Annotated in this window: 10 protein-coding genes, 5 tRNA genes and 3 rRNA genes; 2 read left to right on the forward strand and 16 right to left on the reverse strand. The window is 52.6% G+C overall.

What is annotated here, in order from left to right; translation table 11 throughout:
* Positions 1 to 202: 202 nt before the first annotated feature.
* Positions 203 to 793, forward strand: a complete 591-nt coding sequence (gene lexA, locus PXC00_RS11260) for a transcriptional repressor LexA (RefSeq protein WP_275847032.1) — start codon at positions 203 to 205, stop codon at positions 791 to 793.
* Positions 794 to 856: 63 nt separating this feature from the next.
* Here the strand turns inward: lexA and PXC00_RS11265 are convergent, their stop codons facing one another.
* Together PXC00_RS11265 and PXC00_RS11270 are read right to left on the reverse strand one after the other, a co-directional pair.
* Positions 857 to 1,441 carry a cyclase family protein gene (locus PXC00_RS11265; protein WP_316934970.1) on the reverse strand — a complete coding sequence of 195 codons (585 nt, stop codon included), beginning with the start codon at positions 1,439 to 1,441 and terminating at the stop codon, positions 857 to 859.
* Positions 1,441 to 2,151: a 5'-methylthioadenosine/adenosylhomocysteine nucleosidase gene (locus PXC00_RS11270; RefSeq protein WP_275847036.1), complete on the reverse strand. Its 711-nt coding sequence runs from the start codon at positions 2,149 to 2,151 to the stop codon at positions 1,441 to 1,443. The genes PXC00_RS11265 and PXC00_RS11270 overlap by 1 nt, the downstream gene beginning before the upstream one ends.
* A 271-nt stretch (positions 2,152 to 2,422) precedes the next feature.
* Here PXC00_RS11270 and PXC00_RS11275 point away from each other — a divergent pair, with 271 nt between their 5' ends.
* Complete coding sequence (locus PXC00_RS11275) at positions 2,423 to 4,012, forward strand: glycoside hydrolase family 25 protein (protein WP_316934971.1); 1,590 nt, start codon at positions 2,423 to 2,425, stop codon at positions 4,010 to 4,012.
* Positions 4,013 to 4,077: 65 nt separating this feature from the next.
* Here PXC00_RS11275 and PXC00_RS11280 read toward each other — a convergent pair whose 3' ends face one another.
* The 14 genes from PXC00_RS11280 to PXC00_RS11345 all read right to left on the reverse strand — a co-directional run bounded on the left by PXC00_RS11280 (position 4,078) and on the right by PXC00_RS11345 (position 16,185).
* The gene (locus tag PXC00_RS11280) at positions 4,078 to 4,923 is read right to left on the reverse strand and encodes an IS3 family transposase (RefSeq protein ID WP_316935218.1); all 846 of its coding nucleotides are present in this window, start codon (positions 4,921 to 4,923) and stop codon (positions 4,078 to 4,080) included.
* A complete protein-coding gene (locus PXC00_RS11285; protein ID WP_316934972.1) occupies positions 4,917 to 5,285 on the reverse strand; it encodes a helix-turn-helix domain-containing protein in 369 nt (122 codons plus the stop codon). Before PXC00_RS11285 ends, PXC00_RS11280 begins: the two co-directional genes overlap by 7 nt.
* Positions 5,286 to 5,371: 86 nt before the next feature.
* Positions 5,372 to 5,830 (reverse strand): GNAT family N-acetyltransferase, encoded by a 459-nt coding sequence (locus PXC00_RS11290; RefSeq protein ID WP_275847144.1) that lies wholly within the window; start codon positions 5,828 to 5,830, stop codon positions 5,372 to 5,374.
* Positions 5,831 to 6,015: 185 nt separating this feature from the next.
* Positions 6,016 to 6,091 (reverse strand) — tRNA-Asn (locus PXC00_RS11295).
* A gap of 7 nt (positions 6,092 to 6,098) precedes the next feature.
* Positions 6,099 to 6,215 (reverse strand): 5S ribosomal RNA (gene rrf, locus PXC00_RS11300).
* 61 nt (positions 6,216 to 6,276) lie between these two features.
* A tRNA-Glu gene (locus tag PXC00_RS11305) sits at positions 6,277 to 6,351 on the reverse strand.
* A 2-nt stretch (positions 6,352 to 6,353) separates the two neighbouring features.
* Positions 6,354 to 6,429 (reverse strand) — tRNA-Lys (locus tag PXC00_RS11310).
* A gap of 70 nt (positions 6,430 to 6,499) precedes the next feature.
* Positions 6,500 to 9,335: ribosomal RNA gene (locus tag PXC00_RS11315) — 23S ribosomal RNA — on the reverse strand.
* Positions 9,336 to 9,506: 171 nt separating this feature from the next.
* Positions 9,507 to 9,583, reverse strand: a tRNA-Ile gene (locus PXC00_RS11320).
* A gap of 32 nt (positions 9,584 to 9,615) precedes the next feature.
* Positions 9,616 to 9,691: transfer RNA gene (locus PXC00_RS11325), tRNA-Ala, on the reverse strand.
* Positions 9,692 to 9,824: 133 nt separating this feature from the next.
* Positions 9,825 to 11,337, reverse strand: a 16S ribosomal RNA gene (locus tag PXC00_RS11330).
* Together the 16S, 23S and 5S rRNA genes with 5 tRNA genes alongside form the textbook arrangement of a ribosomal RNA operon.
* A gap of 481 nt (positions 11,338 to 11,818) precedes the next feature.
* Entirely contained in the window at positions 11,819 to 13,087 is a 1,269-nt protein-coding gene (locus PXC00_RS11335; RefSeq protein WP_275846804.1) for a transglutaminase domain-containing protein, read from the reverse strand.
* Between the two features lie 107 nt (positions 13,088 to 13,194).
* Entirely contained in the window at positions 13,195 to 13,905 is a 711-nt protein-coding gene (locus tag PXC00_RS11340; RefSeq protein ID WP_275846802.1) for a hypothetical protein, read from the reverse strand.
* A gap of 156 nt (positions 13,906 to 14,061) precedes the next feature.
* Positions 14,062 to 16,185 (reverse strand): SpoIIE family protein phosphatase, encoded by a 2,124-nt coding sequence (locus PXC00_RS11345; RefSeq protein ID WP_316934974.1) that lies wholly within the window; start codon positions 16,183 to 16,185, stop codon positions 14,062 to 14,064.
* Positions 16,186 to 16,478: the final 293 nt, after the last annotated feature.

The raw sequence follows: 16,478 nt of genomic DNA on the forward strand, positions 1-16,478 counted from the left end.
GATATTATAAAGCACTATCGCTCAAAAGTTGTTAATATTGTGTGAATATTTTATGAAGAATGGCAGTTGCAAACAAACGTTTGCGATTTCTCTTTTTTTGTGTTATACTAGTGACAAATCCACTCATGATTCTCACAAAAGAAGAGGAGCACCGCCTCTGCCGCCGGCAGGGCCTGCCTCTCGGCACAGGAGGAATCCACATATGTTAACAGCCAGTCAGCAAAAGGTATATGACTACCTGAAAAGCCGCTCGCGGACCGGTTTGCCACCCACTGTGCGGGAAATCTGCGCTGCAACCGGGCTAAAGTCAACCTCCAGTGTGCACGCACACCTAAAAACACTGGAGCGCAAAGGGTACATTACGCGGGATGCCGGTCTGAACCGCGCCATTCACATCACCGGGGATGACGACGCCATCCCCCTGCAGGTTCCACTCCTTGGGCGTGTTGCCGCAGGGCAGCCAATCCTTGCCACCGAGGAAATTGAGGGTTACATCCCCTACCTTCCGCCGCGCCGCACTTCGGATGCCACATACTTTGCTCTGAACGTCCGTGGAGAGAGTATGCGCGATATCGGCATTCTGAATCGTGATATTGTCATCGTGAAGCAGACGCCGACCGCCGAAGACGGCGAAATCGTCGTTGCCATGATTGACGGTGAAGCTACGGTTAAGCGGATTTTCCGCGAACCGGATCGCATCCGCTTGCAGCCGGAAAATCCGGAATTTTCCCCGATTTACGCAAAAGAAGTGACCATTTTAGGGCGCGTTGTGGCGCTTGTACGAAATTACTGAAAGCTGCTTACCGAAAAGAAAAGGCAGGTGCGCTCCCATGGGGGGAACGTACCTGCCCTTTCTTTACCAACTGCCGTTAATAAGAACCGCGCGAACCATGGCAGCCTCTGCCCCTCGATTCTTCAGGGGAAACGCAGTCAGAAAATAAGCGCCCGGCTGCACCCGGTCCAGCGCCAAATTTTCTAAAACTGCCACTTCTGCAGAAAGTAATGCACAATGCGCACCTGCCGGGTCATCCGCCGGCGCAATGCTCGCCTGCTGTGTGCCAATCAGCCGGACTCCCGCCATGGCTGCCGCCACTGCTGCCTCGCGTGAAAGCCAGACCTCACCGGCCAGCAAAAGGCGCTCCGGCATTTCCGTATCTTGCAGCAGCTGCTCCATCTGCTGCATATCCAACACCCCCTGCGCCTGCACCACCACACAGGGACCGCAGCAGCGGCTGAGATCCATCTGGCTGATGTCGGCGCCATTTTCCACAAAATGCAGCGGCGCGTCCATATGCGTGCCGTTGTGATTGCCCGCATTTAGGACGCTCAGGTTGCAGGCATCGCCGTTCTCGATTCGCTGCACAAAGTGCAGGCTGGCTGTCGGGTCGCCGGGGTACGCCGGCGTACTGAACAGTTCCTTAGTAATATCAATCAGTTCCATTACACATTCTCCATTTGCTTTGCAAGTTTCGGTAAGGCTGCCAAAAGCAGTGCTGTGTTTTTGTGGGCAGATTCCTCGGCAAAAGTGGGAAAGTCCACCGCTGCGCCGTCATCGCCATTGTCTGAAATCGAGCGGAGCACCGCATAGTTCACACCTGCCATACAGCAAACCTGCGCCATGGAGCCGCCCTCCATCTCACACGCAACGGCGCCAAAGTCCTCTGCCAGCTGATGCATTTTTGCGTTATCCGCAATAAATTGGTCACCGGTTGCGATGACTCCTTTACACACATGGCCTTGATAAACCGCTTCGGCACAGTCTGCCAGCAGGTTCACGGTTTTTTCCGGAACCGGCAGAAAAATCTCCTTGAGTGCGCTGATATACCCGACTGGGTCACCCAGCGCCGAAGTATCCATATCGTGCTGTACCAAACTGGTGGCAACCACCAAGTCGCCAATGTGCACATCTTTGCCGATTCCGCCGGCAACCCCTTCAAAAAGCACTGCCTGTGGCTGGTACAGGAAAATCATCGTCTGCGTGCAAACCGCAGCAGCCACTTTGCCGATTCCGCACTGCGCCACAACACACTCCACCCCAGCCATGATGCCTTCATGAAAGCAAATGCCGCTCATCGTTTTGCTCCCCGTCTGCTGCATATGCTCCAGCAGTTGTTCCACTTCGACTTCCATTGCCCCAATAATCCCAATCATCTGCATTCTCCTAAACATAACGAATTTGCTTTCTTTCCGAGCATGGTCTCATTATATCTTCTGCACGTCTGAAAAGCAATGGAACCGCTTCAACTTTTCCATATGGGATTTCACAAACTTTGCAGAAAAAATGCCGGTTTGCACCCTAAAATCTTTGCCGCAGGGGTTGCATCGCCGTTACAATTTTGTTATCATTTATTATGTAAATTCTTGTCGAAAAGCAAGGCATTTTCCGGCAAAATCCAGAGAACAAAAAGAGGCAGGTTCAAACATGAACAAAACGCTAAAAAGCCTGACGGCTGCTGTGCTGACAGTGGGAATGCTGTTTGCCTTCACGCCCTGCGCATATGCAGCCACCTACGCCCATCCCACTTCCATAACCGGTGTCACGGTTTCCGGTCATCCGCTGACCGAGCAGGAACTCAGCAAGGGTTCCTACCTGATCAACTTGGTAAAGGGTCATACTGTTTTCTTTGATGTTACCAGCAGCAAGCCCGTCAATTTTACCTCTGGAAACAGTTCCTGCGCCGTGACTGGCACCACCTGGTCCTACAACCGTTCCAGTAAAACGACGCGCTACACCATCACCGGAACGGGCAAAGTTGGACAAACCTGTGGTCTGTATCTGGACAAAAACCGAATCTTTCAGGCACAGATTATTGACCAGCCCACTTCCAATCCGTTTGTCAGCGATACCAACCAACCCATGACGCTGAAAATCGGCCAGTCCTACACCTTTAAAATCACGCTGAAAAATTCTCACTCCAACGCAACATTCCAATGCGGAACCGGCTCTGTTTTCTCCACGTATGCACCGCCCGGAACGACCGACAAAGACGGCAACAAGGTTTACCTTTACAAAATCACCGCCCAAAAAGCCGGCGGCAGCGGTATTTACGTTGTCGTTGACGGCGTTTCCTACTCGGTCTTCGCCGCAAACGCCATTAAGACCACCAACACTGCTGCTGCATTGCCCGTCAGCAGTCCCTACCGCTTTACGCCAACGGTTTCTTCAGAAAGCAGCAGCCTATCCTACAAAAAGGGGATTGATGTTTCGGAGTGGCAGAAGAATATTGACTGGGAGACCGTGAAAAAGTCCGGTGTGGATTTTGTCATGCTCCGCGCCGGCTACGGCAGCAACAATCTCGACGCTTATTTTGAACGCAATATTACTGAATGCAACCGGCTGGGCATTCCGGTCGGCGTGTATTGGTTCAGCTATGCTACCAATGCAACAGAAGCAGCGGAAGAAGCGCAGGACTGCTTAAACGCACTGCAAGGGCACACCGTGGAATATCCGGTTTGCTATGATTTAGAGTATGACACCGTGCGCTATGCGCAGAAAGCCGCTCATGTGAAAATTGACAAGGCTCTCGCCACCAGCATGGCAAAAGCATTCTGCAGCACCATTGAAGAAAATCAGTATTACGCCATGAACTATGCAAACTCCGACTACATAAAGAATTATTTTGACATGGAGCAGCTCGGTACTTACGATTTGTGGTACGCCCATTTTTGCTCCTCTGTCCAGGCAGACGGAACCGTCAGCGATGCACTCAATACAGCATACGCGCCAATGTGGCAGTACACAAGCTCTGGTTCTGTCGGCGGCATTAGCGGTAGTGTTGACATGGACGTCACATCTCTGGATTACGCGGAAATCATTCGCAGCACCGGTTTAAACCACCTGAGCGATATTTCTGCGGATATCGATGAAGCTGATGACAGCAGCACCACCTTGCGTTCGTCTGCAAGCAATCGCTTACGGCGTGGCGGGCAAACAACATACAGCCTGCCTGCAGATAACGACCGCAGCACCCCTGCTCCCGGCCGAATGAGTCAGCCAAATTATCAAGGGTAAATGCACCAATTAAAATGCCGCTCTCCGAAATGAAATGACCCAAAAAAGTTAGACAAATAATTTTATTAAGCAACCGAAAGGGCTTGTAGTCTGTGAATCGCAGGCGGCAAGCCCTTTAGCTTTGCCTTAGAACGGCGGTTGTTGTAGTAATCGAGATAGTCAATAAGTTCGGCCTTGAAGTGCTCCATGGACTCGAATTCCTGTAAATACAGCAATTCTGTTTTTAGTAAGCCAAAGAAATTTTCTATCACAGCGTTATCCAAACAATTGCCTTTGCGGCTCATGCTCTGTCGAATCCCTTTTTCTTTGAGCATTCGTTGGTATTGTTTGTGCTGATATTGCCAGCCCTGGTCAGAATGCAGAATGAGATTGGTTTTGTCCGGAATTCTTACGAAAGCCTTGTCCAACATCTGGGTCACCATGGAGAGCACAGGTCTGTCGGAGATGGTATAGCTGACAATATCTCTGCTGCACAAATCAAGAATTGGCGAAAGATAAAGCTTCTGACCGAACAGACTGAATTCCGTCACATCGGTCACCCATTTCTGGTTCGGTTTTTCAGCCTCGAAGTTCCGTTCCAACAAGTTTGGTGCGATTCTACCCACTTCGCCCTTGTAAGAGCGGTACTTTTTCATACGGACTCGGCAGACAAGACCTAGTTGCTTCATCAATCGCTGCACGGTCTTGTGGTTCAGCGGAAAGCCGCGTTTGTGCAGTTCTGCTGTGATACGCCGGTAACCGTAGCGGCCTTTGTTTTCATGGTAGATTGCGGTAATAGTCTCTTTAGCGTTGCTGTATTTGTCTGCTTTTGTCAACCGTTTTTCATGGTAGTAATAGGTCGAACGCGCAAGCTGGGCGACTTCCAGCAGAATGTCCAGTGAATAACTTTGCCTCAGTCCTCGAATTACCAGCGTTTTTTGCGCGCTTTTCGCTCGTCTTCCAAAACCAAGGCTTGCAAGTTTTTTAAGTAATCATTCTCCGCTCGTAAACGCTGATTCTCTGCAATTAAGTCCTCTTCCACTTGCTTATTCAGCTTAGAAATGCGGCCTTTTCGCGTGCCGCTGGCGGCACTGGCACGTCCCCGTCGTTCTACAGCCAGACCTTCAGGACCTTCTGTGAGATAGATACGCTCCCATGAGGCTATTCGTTTAGAATCACTTACTTCAAATTGTCGCGCGGCTTCACAGTAGCTTAACTTCTCCTTACGCATCGTTTCCACTACCATAACCTTGAATTCCGGCGTATAGCGTTTGTTTGGTATTCCTTTTGGCATATAAAAACACCCCTTTAGTTATTTCAGTATATCATACTGTCTAACTAAAAGGGTGCAGTTCAAAAAGTCGGAGGTATTTTTTATGTTCATTTCAGTTCTTTTTGAAAGCAAATTGCTTCGGACAGATGTTCATAAATTCCGTAATTGGGAATTTGACTATAACCATTTCGTTCATAAAACCGTACAGCGTTCTGGTTTACCACGCGCGTCTGCAACTGAACCCGCTCAAACTGAAAGTTCTGCGCACTTTGTTCCAAAAAAGCGATCAGCTTGCTGCCGACCCCTTGGGCATTCTTGCGCGCATACATCCGCTTGATTTCTGCTGTATCCTCCGACCATCTGCGCAGCGCGCCGCATCCCAGAGGATTCCCCTGCGCGTCACGGGCAACGGCAAAAACCGAGCGGGCATCCGCCATATCTGTGTAACAAAATGTACTTCTGCCGTCACTGCCGGTCATTTGCAGCAGAACCATTGACAACTCATCAATCAGAAGCCGTGCATCTTCAGACTGAATGTCTTCTGCTGCGATTCGAATCTCATCCATCTCCATTTCTCCTAGCTGCTGTATTTGCAAAGTTCTTTAGAACGGAGATATTATACACTGTCTGAAGCGGACAATCATGTACAGTTTTTGAATTTTTTCTGTTCTTGCAGCAAAAAAATATAACAAAAAAGCCACCGGATTTTCCGGTGGCTCTCTGCGCGTACAACCTCCTGCACGCAACCGTTTGGCTCCCCCTGTTGGGCTCGAACCAACGACCCTGCGGTTAACAGCCGCATGCTCTACCAGCTGAGCTAAGGAGGAATATAAAAGTTGGCACCTACCTAATTTCCCGGGCCGTTACCAGCCAAGTATTTTCGGCACGAGTGAGCTTAACTTCTGTGTTCGGAATGGGAACAGGTGGACCCTCACCGTCATCAGCACCAACAATCTAATTGATCTGCTTTCGCAGTAATCAGCTATATGAACTTTTCTTTCGTATTCTCTAATGGTGACCCGTGCGGGATTCGAACCCACGTTAACGGCGTGAGAGGCCGCTGTCTTAACCGCTTGACCAACGGGCCGTTGGTGCGTCATCGGGGGCTCGAACCCCGGACACCCTGATTAAGAGTCAGGTGCTCTACCAACTGAGCTAATGGCGCATATTGCCTGTGCACTGAAAACTGAATAAAGAATAAGATTACGAATTGGATATGGACAGAACCATGAACTATGGTCAAGCCCTCGACCTATTAGTACTGCCAAGCTAAACATGTTACCATGCTTACACACGCAGCCTATCAACCTTGTAGTCTTCAAGGGGTCTTACTTGCTTACGCAATGGGATATCTTATCTTGGAGTCGGCTTCACGCTTAGATGCTTTCAGCGTTTATCCGATCCGCACTTAGTTGCCCAGCTGTGCCATTGGCATGACAACTGGTGCGCCAGCGGTGCGTCCATCCCGGTCCTCTCGTACTAAGGACAGCTCTCCTCAAATATCCTGCGCCCACGACAGATAGGGACCGAACTGTCTCACGACGTTCTGAACCCAGCTCGCGTACCACTTTAATCGGCGAACAGCCGAACCCTTGGGACCGAATACAGCCCCAGGATGTGATGAGCCGACATCGAGGTGCCAAACCTCCCCGTCGATGTGGACTCTTGGGGGAGATCAGCCTGTTATCCCCAGGGTAGCTTTTATCCGTTGAGCGACGGCAATTCCACTCTCATACCGCCGGATCACTAACTCCAACTTTCGTTACTGCCCGGATTGTCATCCTCGCAGTTAGGCTAGCTTTTGCGTTTACACTCAGAAGCACGGTTTCCGTCCGTGCCGAGCTAACCTTTGAGCGCCTCCGTTACCTTTTAGGAGGCGACCGCCCCAGTCAAACTGCCCGTCTAACAATGTCCCCCGGCCGGTTTCACGGCCGCAGGTTAGAATTCCAATGGTTTAAGGGTGGTATCCCAAGGGTGACTCCACACACGCTGGCGCGCATGTTTCCATGTCTCCCACCTATCCTGTACATAAACCATCGAAACCCAATATTAAACTGCAGTAAAGCTCCATGGGGTCTTTCCGTCTTGTCGCGGGTAACCGGCATCTTCACCGGTACTACAATTTCGCCGGGCGGGTAATTGAGACAGTGCTCAGATCGTTACACCATTCGTGCGGGTCGGAACTTACCCGACAAGGAATTTCGCTACCTTAGGACCGTTATAGTTACGGCCGCCGTTTACTGGGGCTTCAATTCAATGCTTGCACATCTCCTCTTAACCTTCCAGCACCGGGCAGGTGTCAGCTCCTATACGTCATCTTTCGATTTGGCAGAAACCTGTGTTTTTGATAAACAGTCGCCTGAGCCTTTTCACTGCGGCCTCCCCTGAGGGAGGCGCCCCTTATTCCGAAGTTACGGGGCCAATTTGCCGAGTTCCTTAACTACCCTTCTCCCGTTGGCCTTAGAATTCTCTTCCTGTCTACCTGTGTCGGTTTGCGGTACGGGCGCCTCAGATATACAATAAGCTTTTCTCGCCCTGCGCTGCGAATACTTCCCTACTCTAATTTCGGTCCCTTGCGCCCGGGGCAACCATCGCCCGGGTTATTCGCTTTGCAGGTGTCACTTATCTTAAATCTTTTGGCGGCTACGGAATTTCCACCGTATGTGCATCGACTACGCCTTTCGGCCTCGCCTTAGCTCCCGGCTTACTTGGAGCGGACGAACCTTCCTCCAAAATCCTTAGACTTTCGGCCAATATGATTCTCACACATTTCGCGCTACTTATTCCGGCATTCTCACTTCTGTACAGTCCACCAACGCTTCCGCTTTGATTTCACCCCATACAGAACGCTCTCCTACCATCCTTTCGGATCCCAAGCTTCGGTACACGATTTAGCCCCGTTAAATTTTCGGCGCAGGGTCACTCGACCAGTGAGCTATTACGCACTCTTTTAATGTATGGCTGCTTCTGAGCCAACATCCTGGTTGTCTGTGCAACCCCACATCCTTTTCCACTTAACCGTGTTTGGGGACCTTAGCTGTGGGTCTGGGCTGTTTCCCTTTTGACGACGAAACTTATCTCCCGCCGTCTGACTCCCGTACATCAATTATCCGGCATTCTGAGTTTGATAGGTCTTGGTAGCCTCTCGGCCCCTTAACCATTCAGTGCTTTACCTCCGGTAATCTCTTGAGTACGAGGCTAGCCCTAAAGCTATTTCGGAGAGAACCAGCTATCTCCGGGTTCGATTGGAATTTCTCCGCTACCCACACCTCATCCGCTACCATTTCAACGGGAGTCGGTTCGGTCCTCCATGAGGTTTTACCCTCACTTCAACCTGGACATGGGTAGGTCACCCGGTTTCGGGTCGAATACAACTGACTTTGTGCGCCCTATTCAGACTTGCTCTCGCTACGGCTCCGGACCTGAAGTCCTTAACCTTGCCAGTTACATTCACTCGCCGGACCATTCTACAAAAGGTACCCGATCACCCTTTGACGGGCTCTCGGTGCTTGTAAGCACAAGGTTTCAGGTTCTATTTCACTCCCCTCCCGGGGTGCTTTTCACCTTTCCTTCACAGTACTATTCTCTATCGGTCACTGGGTAGTATTTAGGCTTGGAGGGTGGTCCCCCCGTCTTCCCACCGGGTTTCACGTGTCCGGCGGTACTCTGGATACAGCTCGCTGCTTCGCCTTTTCGTTTACGTGGCTCTCACATTCTTTGGCCGGCCTTCCCAGACCGTTCAACTAAAGCTCTGCATGCTAAATGCTGTCCGAACCCCGAAAGTATTGCTACCCTCGGTTTGGCCTCTTCCGCGTTCGCTCGCCACTACTAGCAGAATCTCATTTGATGTCTCTTCCTCGCCCTACTTAGATGTTTCAGTTCAGGCGGTTCCCCTCGCAAAGCTATGAATTCACTTTACGATGACTGGACATGACTCCAGCCGGATTGCTCCATTCGGAAATCTATGGATCACGGCCTACTTACGGCTCCCCATAGCTTATCGCAGTTCGTTGCGTCCTTCTTCGGCTTCCAGTGCCAAGGCATTCCCCTTGCGCTCTTTGTAGCTTGACCATGTGTTCTTTGGTTCTCATGCTTCATATTGTTCGTTCTTCAACATGAACTCGTAAATTGCAAAATTGTAGTAATTTTTTTAACTTTACTTGATATCGTTTTCGCAATCTTTCTTTATTCAGTTTTCAATGTACAGCTGCCTTTCGGGTTTCCCCGTGGGGGTCTCCCCACTGGTGGGCTTAGGTGGACTCGAACCACCGACCTCACGCTTATCAGGCGTGCGCTCTAACCGGCTGAGCTATAAGCCCATTTCCCGGCTCCGGTTCTCACCAGAAGCCCCTGGTGGAGATAAACGGGATCGAACCGTTGACCTCCTGCTTGCAAAGCAGGCGCTCTCCCAGCTGAGCTATACCCCCATACTGGTGGCTGTTTCCCATCCACCTTTGAGTGTCTCTTTCAAGACCCTCAAAATTAAACAACGATTAACAGACGGATCCGACCAACCTTGGATGTTAGAGCAGCTTGTTTCATCTGCTCAGCTCTCCATAGAAAGGAGGTGATCCAGCCGCACCTTCTGATACGGCTACCTTGTTACGACTTCACCCCAGTCGCCAATCCTACCTTCGGCAGCGCCCTCCTTGCGGTTAGGCAACTGACTTCGGGTATTACCGGCTCCCATGGTGTGACGGGCGGTGTGTACAAGGCCCGGGAACGTATTCACCGCGGCATTATGATCCGCGATTACTAGCAATTCCAACTTCATGCAGGCGGGTTTCAGCCTACAATCCGAACTGAGACCATTTTTATAGGTTTGCTCCACCTCGCGGTTTCGCTTCTCTTTGTTAATGGCCATTGTAGTACGTGTGTAGCCCAGGTCATAAGGGGCATGATGATTTGACGTCGTCCCCACCTTCCTCCGTTTTGTCAACGGCAGTCCTGCTAGAGTGCTCTTGCGTAGCAACTAACAGTAAGGGTTGCGCTCGTTGCGGGACTTAACCCAACATCTCACGACACGAGCTGACGACAACCATGCACCACCTGTCTCAGCTTTCCCCGAAGGGCACCTAATGCATCTCTGCTTCGTTAGCTGGATGTCAAGACCTGGTAAGGTTCTTCGCGTTGCTTCGAATTAAACCACATACTCCACTGCTTGTGCGGGCCCCCGTCAATTCCTTTGAGTTTCAACCTTGCGGTCGTACTCCCCAGGTGGATTACTTATTGTGTTAACTCCGGCACGGAGGGGGTCAGACCCCCCACACCTAGTAATCATCGTTTACGGCATGGACTACCAGGGTATCTAATCCTGTTTGCTACCCATGCTTTCGTGCCTCAGCGTCAGTTAAAGCCCAGTAGGTCGCCTTCGCCACTGGTGTTCCTCCCGATCTCTACGCATTTCACCGCTACACCGGGAATTCCACCTACCTCTACTTCACTCAAGCTCAACAGTTTCAATTGCAGGCTATGGGTTGAGCCCATAGTTTTCACAACTGACTTGCCAAGCCGCCTACGCACCCTTTACACCCAGTAAATCCGGACAACGCTCGCTCCCTACGTATTACCGCGGCTGCTGGCACGTAGTTAGCCGGAGCTTGCTGCTTGGGTACCGTCATTATCGTCCCCAAGTACAAAAGTTTACAATCCGAAGACCGTCTTCCTTCACGCGGCGTTGCTGCATCAGAGTTTCCTCCATTGTGCAATATCCCCCACTGCTGCCTCCCGTAGGAGTCTGGGCCGTGTCTCAGTCCCAATGTGGCCGTTCAACCTCTCAGTCCGGCTACCGATCGTCGCCATGGTGGGCTGTTATCTCACCATCTAGCTAATCGGACGCGAGTCCATCTTACAGCGGATTGCTCCTTTGATTTCTGCACCATGTGGTGCTGAAATGTCATGCGGTATTAGCGTCCGTTTCCAGACGTTATCCCCCTCTGTAAGGCAGGTTACTCACGCGTTACTCACCCGTCCGCCACTAAGCTTAAAACCGAAGTCCTAAGCTTCGTTCGACTTGCATGTGTTAGGCACGCCGCCAGCGTTCGTCCTGAGCCAGGATCAAACTCTCTAAAATATGATATCTAAACATCTTTCGATGCCCAAATCAATCTTAAAGCTTTTGAAAGCTCTCAATAGATACGCTTGCGTATCGCTTTTGCTGTTTTTTCGCGAGTCAGCTTCTCGCCATTCCTCTCGGAATTTTCGGGTCCGTTCATTCTGTCATCGTTGTTTAATTTTCAAGGTCCTGCTGCCGTCATTCTCGACAAACACCTTTCAACTTCCCGCCCCGCTTTGCAGCAGCTTGTTTAGTTTTTTGTGTCTCTCTCGCGGCGACTCATATATAATACCACGCCATTCCCCGCCTGTCAACACCTTTTTTAATCTTTTTTCGGGTTTTTTCTGTTTTCCTGCGAAAATCCGTCAAAAACCGCAGAAGCACTGGGCTTCTGCTCCCGTACCAACCGCTGTGGTGCGCGATTTTACGCCATTTTCGCTGCAAAAGCAGAAAGTTGGCGCCGAACAGCCGGTAATTTCTTTCTTCTATTATATATAGATTAGCTTTGCGCATACGCCAGCTGGACACTGACACCGTTCTGCGAAGCCGCGGCGCTGTACTGCATTTCTGTATAGGAAAGTGCCTTTCCGGACGAAAGACGTCCATTTGCCTCCTGCACGCAGGCCTGAAAGAAATAGGGCACGCCATTAAAAAGCTGTCCAACGGTTTTGTTGAAATCCAAGTCGTCAGAAAGGCGGAGTGCCATGGAATGCTTCTGCTGCTGTGCTGCGTGCACAAGCGCCTGCACAATCTGCTCGCGTACCTCCGCATTCAGCGCCGGTATCTGCACCGCACATTTCTGATAATAATTTGCCTGCTCAGAGTCTGCGGCGGGCAGCGGAAAGTTGCAGTCTGCCACATCACCGTTCTGCGGGCTGAGCGTGTGATCCCGCTTGATGACCGCATCGGTAACATTAAAGTAGTCATACGTGCGAATGCCGCCGTCCATCCAAGTGCCGTCAAAGTGGTACCAGGCACCGCCGATTGAAATCAAGTTCCAGATATGCGCCGCGCCCTTTGAGTTGCCGTTTACCAACCTGCACTGCAGACCTGCCTGACTGCACAGCAGTTGCATCGCGCGCGAATAGCCGTCACACACTGCTTTGCCCGTTACCAAGGCACCATAAGCGGTATAAGGCTGCCAGTCTGTCTGCTGGGTGTCCGCAGATGCGGCGCTATCATATGTGCAGCGATCCGCCAGTGCGTCAAACAGCTTGTCCTCCCGTTCCAGTTCCGAATCCGCAGAAGTGACCCCGGAAAGGATCTGCCCGACCACGGTGTCAAGCTTTTTCTGCAGCCGTGTGCGTTCTTCGGCACGCACACGGCTGTAAAGCTGCACACTGGTGCCGGTAAGGGTAAATGAATAGGTATATTGGTTAGAAAGCCAAAAGATCTGAGGATTATCGTTAAAGAACGCCATCACGGTACGCCGGGTTTCGTTATCCGACAATTTTTCTGTGAACAGGTTGGCGGTTTTTACCAGATAGCCGTTTTCTGTTTTACTGTCTGTAATGTTCTGCGCACAGTCCAGCAATTTATCATATAAATGGCGGCATTTTTCATTTGACAGACTTTTGTAGTCGCTGCGCTGCGCCACCGGTGTGCAGGCGCCAGCCTGTTTCTGCGTTTTTGCCTCTGTCACGGCAGCCGCCGCAGAGGAGGGTGTATCTGCAATTTTCCAGGACCAAAGATCGCCGGCAGAAGCCGTACAGCCGGTGAGCAGGGAAAGCGACAGCAGCAGTGCCGCCAGACGAATCGGTTTTTTCATGCTTCGGCCTCTTTTCAATTTCTGTTAACACCAGTATTATACCTGTTTTTCCGCCGTTTGCCTATCCCCAAATAAAAAAAGGCGGGGCTTCCCCCGCTTTGCATCTTTTAAAGCAGTCCACTAATTACCAGCAGCAGGCCTGCCACAACGGCAGCCGCGCCAACCGCAAGCAGCACTTTTCCGGACGTGGAAAGCTGTGCTTGTCCGGATGCCGCTTCCGGTTCACGGTAAGTCAGCCGGCTCTGCCCGTGCACACCGGCCTGTGCAAGCAGCTTGCCGTCATGCCGCCGCACCGTGCCGCTCAGCAGCACCTGCTGCCCTGGGCGAATGCATCCCTCCAGCACTCGGTACCCGCAAAACGCTTTTCCCGGATGGTAGGAAACCAGCTTTTCCACCGTCCGGAACAGCTCAGAACCGGGCTGCGCCGTGTCCATATGGGACGGCAGCAGTTCCGCGCTGTCCCCGAACGAAGGAATATCTACCCACAATTTTTCTTCGCCCGGCGCATCCTGCAGAAACGGCTGCCCTTCACTTTTTCCGCTGTACACTTCGCGCTGGCGGTTTCCCTCCAGGGCAAGCACGCGTGCCTCCCAGTAAGCCGCTGCCTTTCCGTCCAGTGCCGACACACTCGGCTGCTCTGTCTGCAGAGGCGCACGCACAGTAAAAGTACCCGACTTTCCCTCACGCAGATGTGCCGAAACCTCCCGCACATCCAAAATCTGCTCCGGCTTTGCATCTGTCTGCCGCATACGGTTATAAATCAAGTCCAAAAGGATTCCCGCAATCAGTAAAACCGCGCCCAAAATAAACTGCTGCATCTCTGCCGTCCCCAACTTTCCGGTTTGTTTCCCTCATTTTAGCACGCGGCGGCAGAAAACGCAACGGGCAGACAGCCCGCGAAAAAGCAGCGGCCGCAAACCGCAGCCGCTGTCGAACTTTGCACCCTATATATAGAAAAGGAAGGTTCCCGCCTTTCATTCTGCCTGCTGCCGGTAAGCATGCAGTTTCAAAACGATGGCCGTCACGTCATCATCGTGCCCGTCACTGCGGCGCGCAACCGCGCCGGCCACAATCGCCTCCGCCAGTTCCTGCGGCGTTTTTGCTTCGCAGGAACCTTCCAGCAGCGCCGTCATCCAAGCAGTCCCCTCGCAGAGTGCGCCGTCGCTGACCAGAACAACCAAATCGTCTGCCGCCAGTTCTTCCTGCAGGCAGTGGAAAGTGACCTGCTCCAGAATGCCGACCGGAACCCCCGGCGCATCCACCGGATGAACCTGCCCCTGCGTGCGCACAAAGCTCATGGCGGCGCCTGCTTTCCGGAATTCCGTAAAGCCGGTATACAAATCGATACTGACCAAATCCACCGTTGCGCTGGACTCGTCCCCGGACTTGACCCCCATGGCCGTGTTTACAATCTGCAGCGCACTGTCAAACCCCACGCCTGCCTGAATCAGCTGTGCCAGCAGGTCGGAAACCATCACGCCGTCTACCGCCGCACGACCGCCGGAGCCCATGCCATCACTCAAAATTGCCAGAAAACGCCCCGTGCCGTCCTCAAAGCAGCGCGTGCTGTCCCCGCAAAGGGTGTTATTGCAGCAGTTGTGGCGTGCACTGCCCATGACCACACGGTACAGCGGCCGCTCGCAGAACACCAGCCGCCAGGAGGTCTGCGTGCGGCTGATGCTCGGCTGGGAAAACGTGCGCCCGCACACCTTGGAAATCTCCCGTGTCAGCTCTGCTTTATTGACCCGCACATCTTCACCGCGCATCGCCAGAATTTCAATGGTCATCCGCTCAAAACGGTCAACCCGGCAGCTGACGTCCAGCGGCTGCAGGGCAAATTCATACAGCACCTCCGAAACCAGCTCCGCGCTGGTTTCATCACTGTGTTCAAACAGTTCAAATTCCGAAGCCATTTCTTCCAGCACAGTGCTGACCGCGGAGAACTGCCGCACCATGCATCGCCGGTTCTGCGCGGTCTGCGTGCGGTGCAGCTCCTGCAAAGCGGACTGTGGGCGGCTTTGTTGGGACTTGTCCAACTTTTCACCGACCTGCTCCACAGTGCTGGCAACTTCCCCCAATGCACAGGCGGCATGGTCCAGCCGCGTCACCACCGTGCGGCGCAGATCCTGGGCACGCGGCGTTTCGCGAACTCCCGGTCGTGCGGCAACACGCCGGAACAGGTTTGCGGTCAGCCGCTCCGGCATTAGTATATACACCACAGAAGCCACCGCCACTTCCCAAAGCGTGTCCATACGCTGCGAAGTAACCGCCGCAGGCAAACTGGCCACCGCGCTGCTCAGGATAAACGCGCAGGCAGCCGGCAGGCGGCCCATCGGTGCAAACAGCCCCGCCATCAGCCCGCCGACGCCGTAAGCGCCCGCCAGCCCCGAAAGTCCGTCACCGGTAAACGCAAAGCAAGTGCCGGCAGCCACACCCGCAACGCTGCCGCCCGCGACGCCGCCGTATTCGCTGGCGTACAGGATAATCAGTACCGCCAAAATTCCGCCTGCCGTCACCGGTCCGACCCGCAGCGCAGCAAGTGCCAGCAAAAAAACCCCCGCCGAAAACGCGGCGCAGGTCATCTCCTGCGGCAGGTAATCCCCCAACGGCTGCTGCTCAGCAAAAAGATCGACGGTGCGCGAAAAGAAGTACGCCCACGCACCTGCCAACAGTGCCTCCGCAACCGCATAAGCGGCCGCTGTACCGGAGTATCCATTTACAAAGTACACGATCATGCCGGTGCACAGCAGCGGCACGCCTGCAGCTCCTGCGGCAAAGCCCGCCTTGGCGCGCAGAAAGCGCCCCGCCGCATTTTGCAGTACCCAGCGGATGCCGAAGCAGGCAAGCAGCGCCATCAAGCAATGCATCGGCACCGTAACTGTGCCCGGCAGTATGTAGCCCAGTGCCGCCCCCAGCACCGCAGCCGGCGCACATTTCCACGGGCACGCCGCCGCCATCGCAATACCGAACGGGGCACATCGGTCAAACACTACCGCGCGCGCCGACAGCAGCCCCAAGGCGAAAAAAATTGCCTGCTGCGCGATGTTCCTCATTACTGCACGTGGTTTTTCCCACGTGAGCAACTGCTCTTTTGTCATTCTTGTCCACTCCGTTTCCACTTCTATCATGAACTGCCGCCGCAATCGGGCAGCCGTTCTGTCTGCTGGCGAAAAAGACCCGCTGAATTCTTACAGGCTTGTAATCTAATTATACAAATAGTAATGTGTCGGAACCCATCATAACCAGCCGTATAATTATACTTTTTTATGGCACATCCCGTCAGAACGTGCTAAAATAGAAAAAAAGGAGCGCCTGCACCGCCGCGGGGTCAAATTTTTTTCGCCGCAGATGTACAAAAAGGCGCAATTTGAGATACTAAATACAAAAGGTG

Origin of the sequence: Caproicibacterium argilliputei, from assembly GCF_029211325.2 — a bacterium.
GTDB classification, from domain to species: domain Bacteria; phylum Bacillota; class Clostridia; order Oscillospirales; family Acutalibacteraceae; genus Caproicibacterium; species Caproicibacterium argilliputei.

What these genes read in the sequence shown, in the direction of transcription:
- PXC00_RS11345 (WP_316934974.1), bottom strand. Translation starts at nt 16,185, where the DNA reads ATGACAAAAGAGCAGTTGCTCACGTGGGAAAAACCACGTGCAGTAATG.
- PXC00_RS11285 (WP_316934972.1), bottom strand. Translation starts at nt 5,285, where the DNA reads ATGCCAAAAGGAATACCAAACAAACGCTATACGCCGGAATTCAAGGTT.
- PXC00_RS11290 (WP_275847144.1), bottom strand. Translation starts at nt 5,830, where the DNA reads ATGGATGAGATTCGAATCGCAGCAGAAGACATTCAGTCTGAAGATGCA.
- PXC00_RS11275 (WP_316934971.1), top strand. Translation starts at nt 2,423, where the DNA reads ATGAACAAAACGCTAAAAAGCCTGACGGCTGCTGTGCTGACAGTGGGA.
- lexA (WP_275847032.1), top strand. Translation starts at nt 203, where the DNA reads ATGTTAACAGCCAGTCAGCAAAAGGTATATGACTACCTGAAAAGCCGC.
- PXC00_RS11340 (WP_275846802.1), bottom strand. Translation starts at nt 13,905, where the DNA reads ATGCAGCAGTTTATTTTGGGCGCGGTTTTACTGATTGCGGGAATCCTT.
- PXC00_RS11265 (WP_316934970.1), bottom strand. Translation starts at nt 1,441, where the DNA reads ATGGAACTGATTGATATTACTAAGGAACTGTTCAGTACGCCGGCGTAC.
- PXC00_RS11335 (WP_275846804.1), bottom strand. Translation starts at nt 13,087, where the DNA reads ATGAAAAAACCGATTCGTCTGGCGGCACTGCTGCTGTCGCTTTCCCTG.
- PXC00_RS11270 (WP_275847036.1), bottom strand. Translation starts at nt 2,151, where the DNA reads ATGATTGGGATTATTGGGGCAATGGAAGTCGAAGTGGAACAACTGCTG.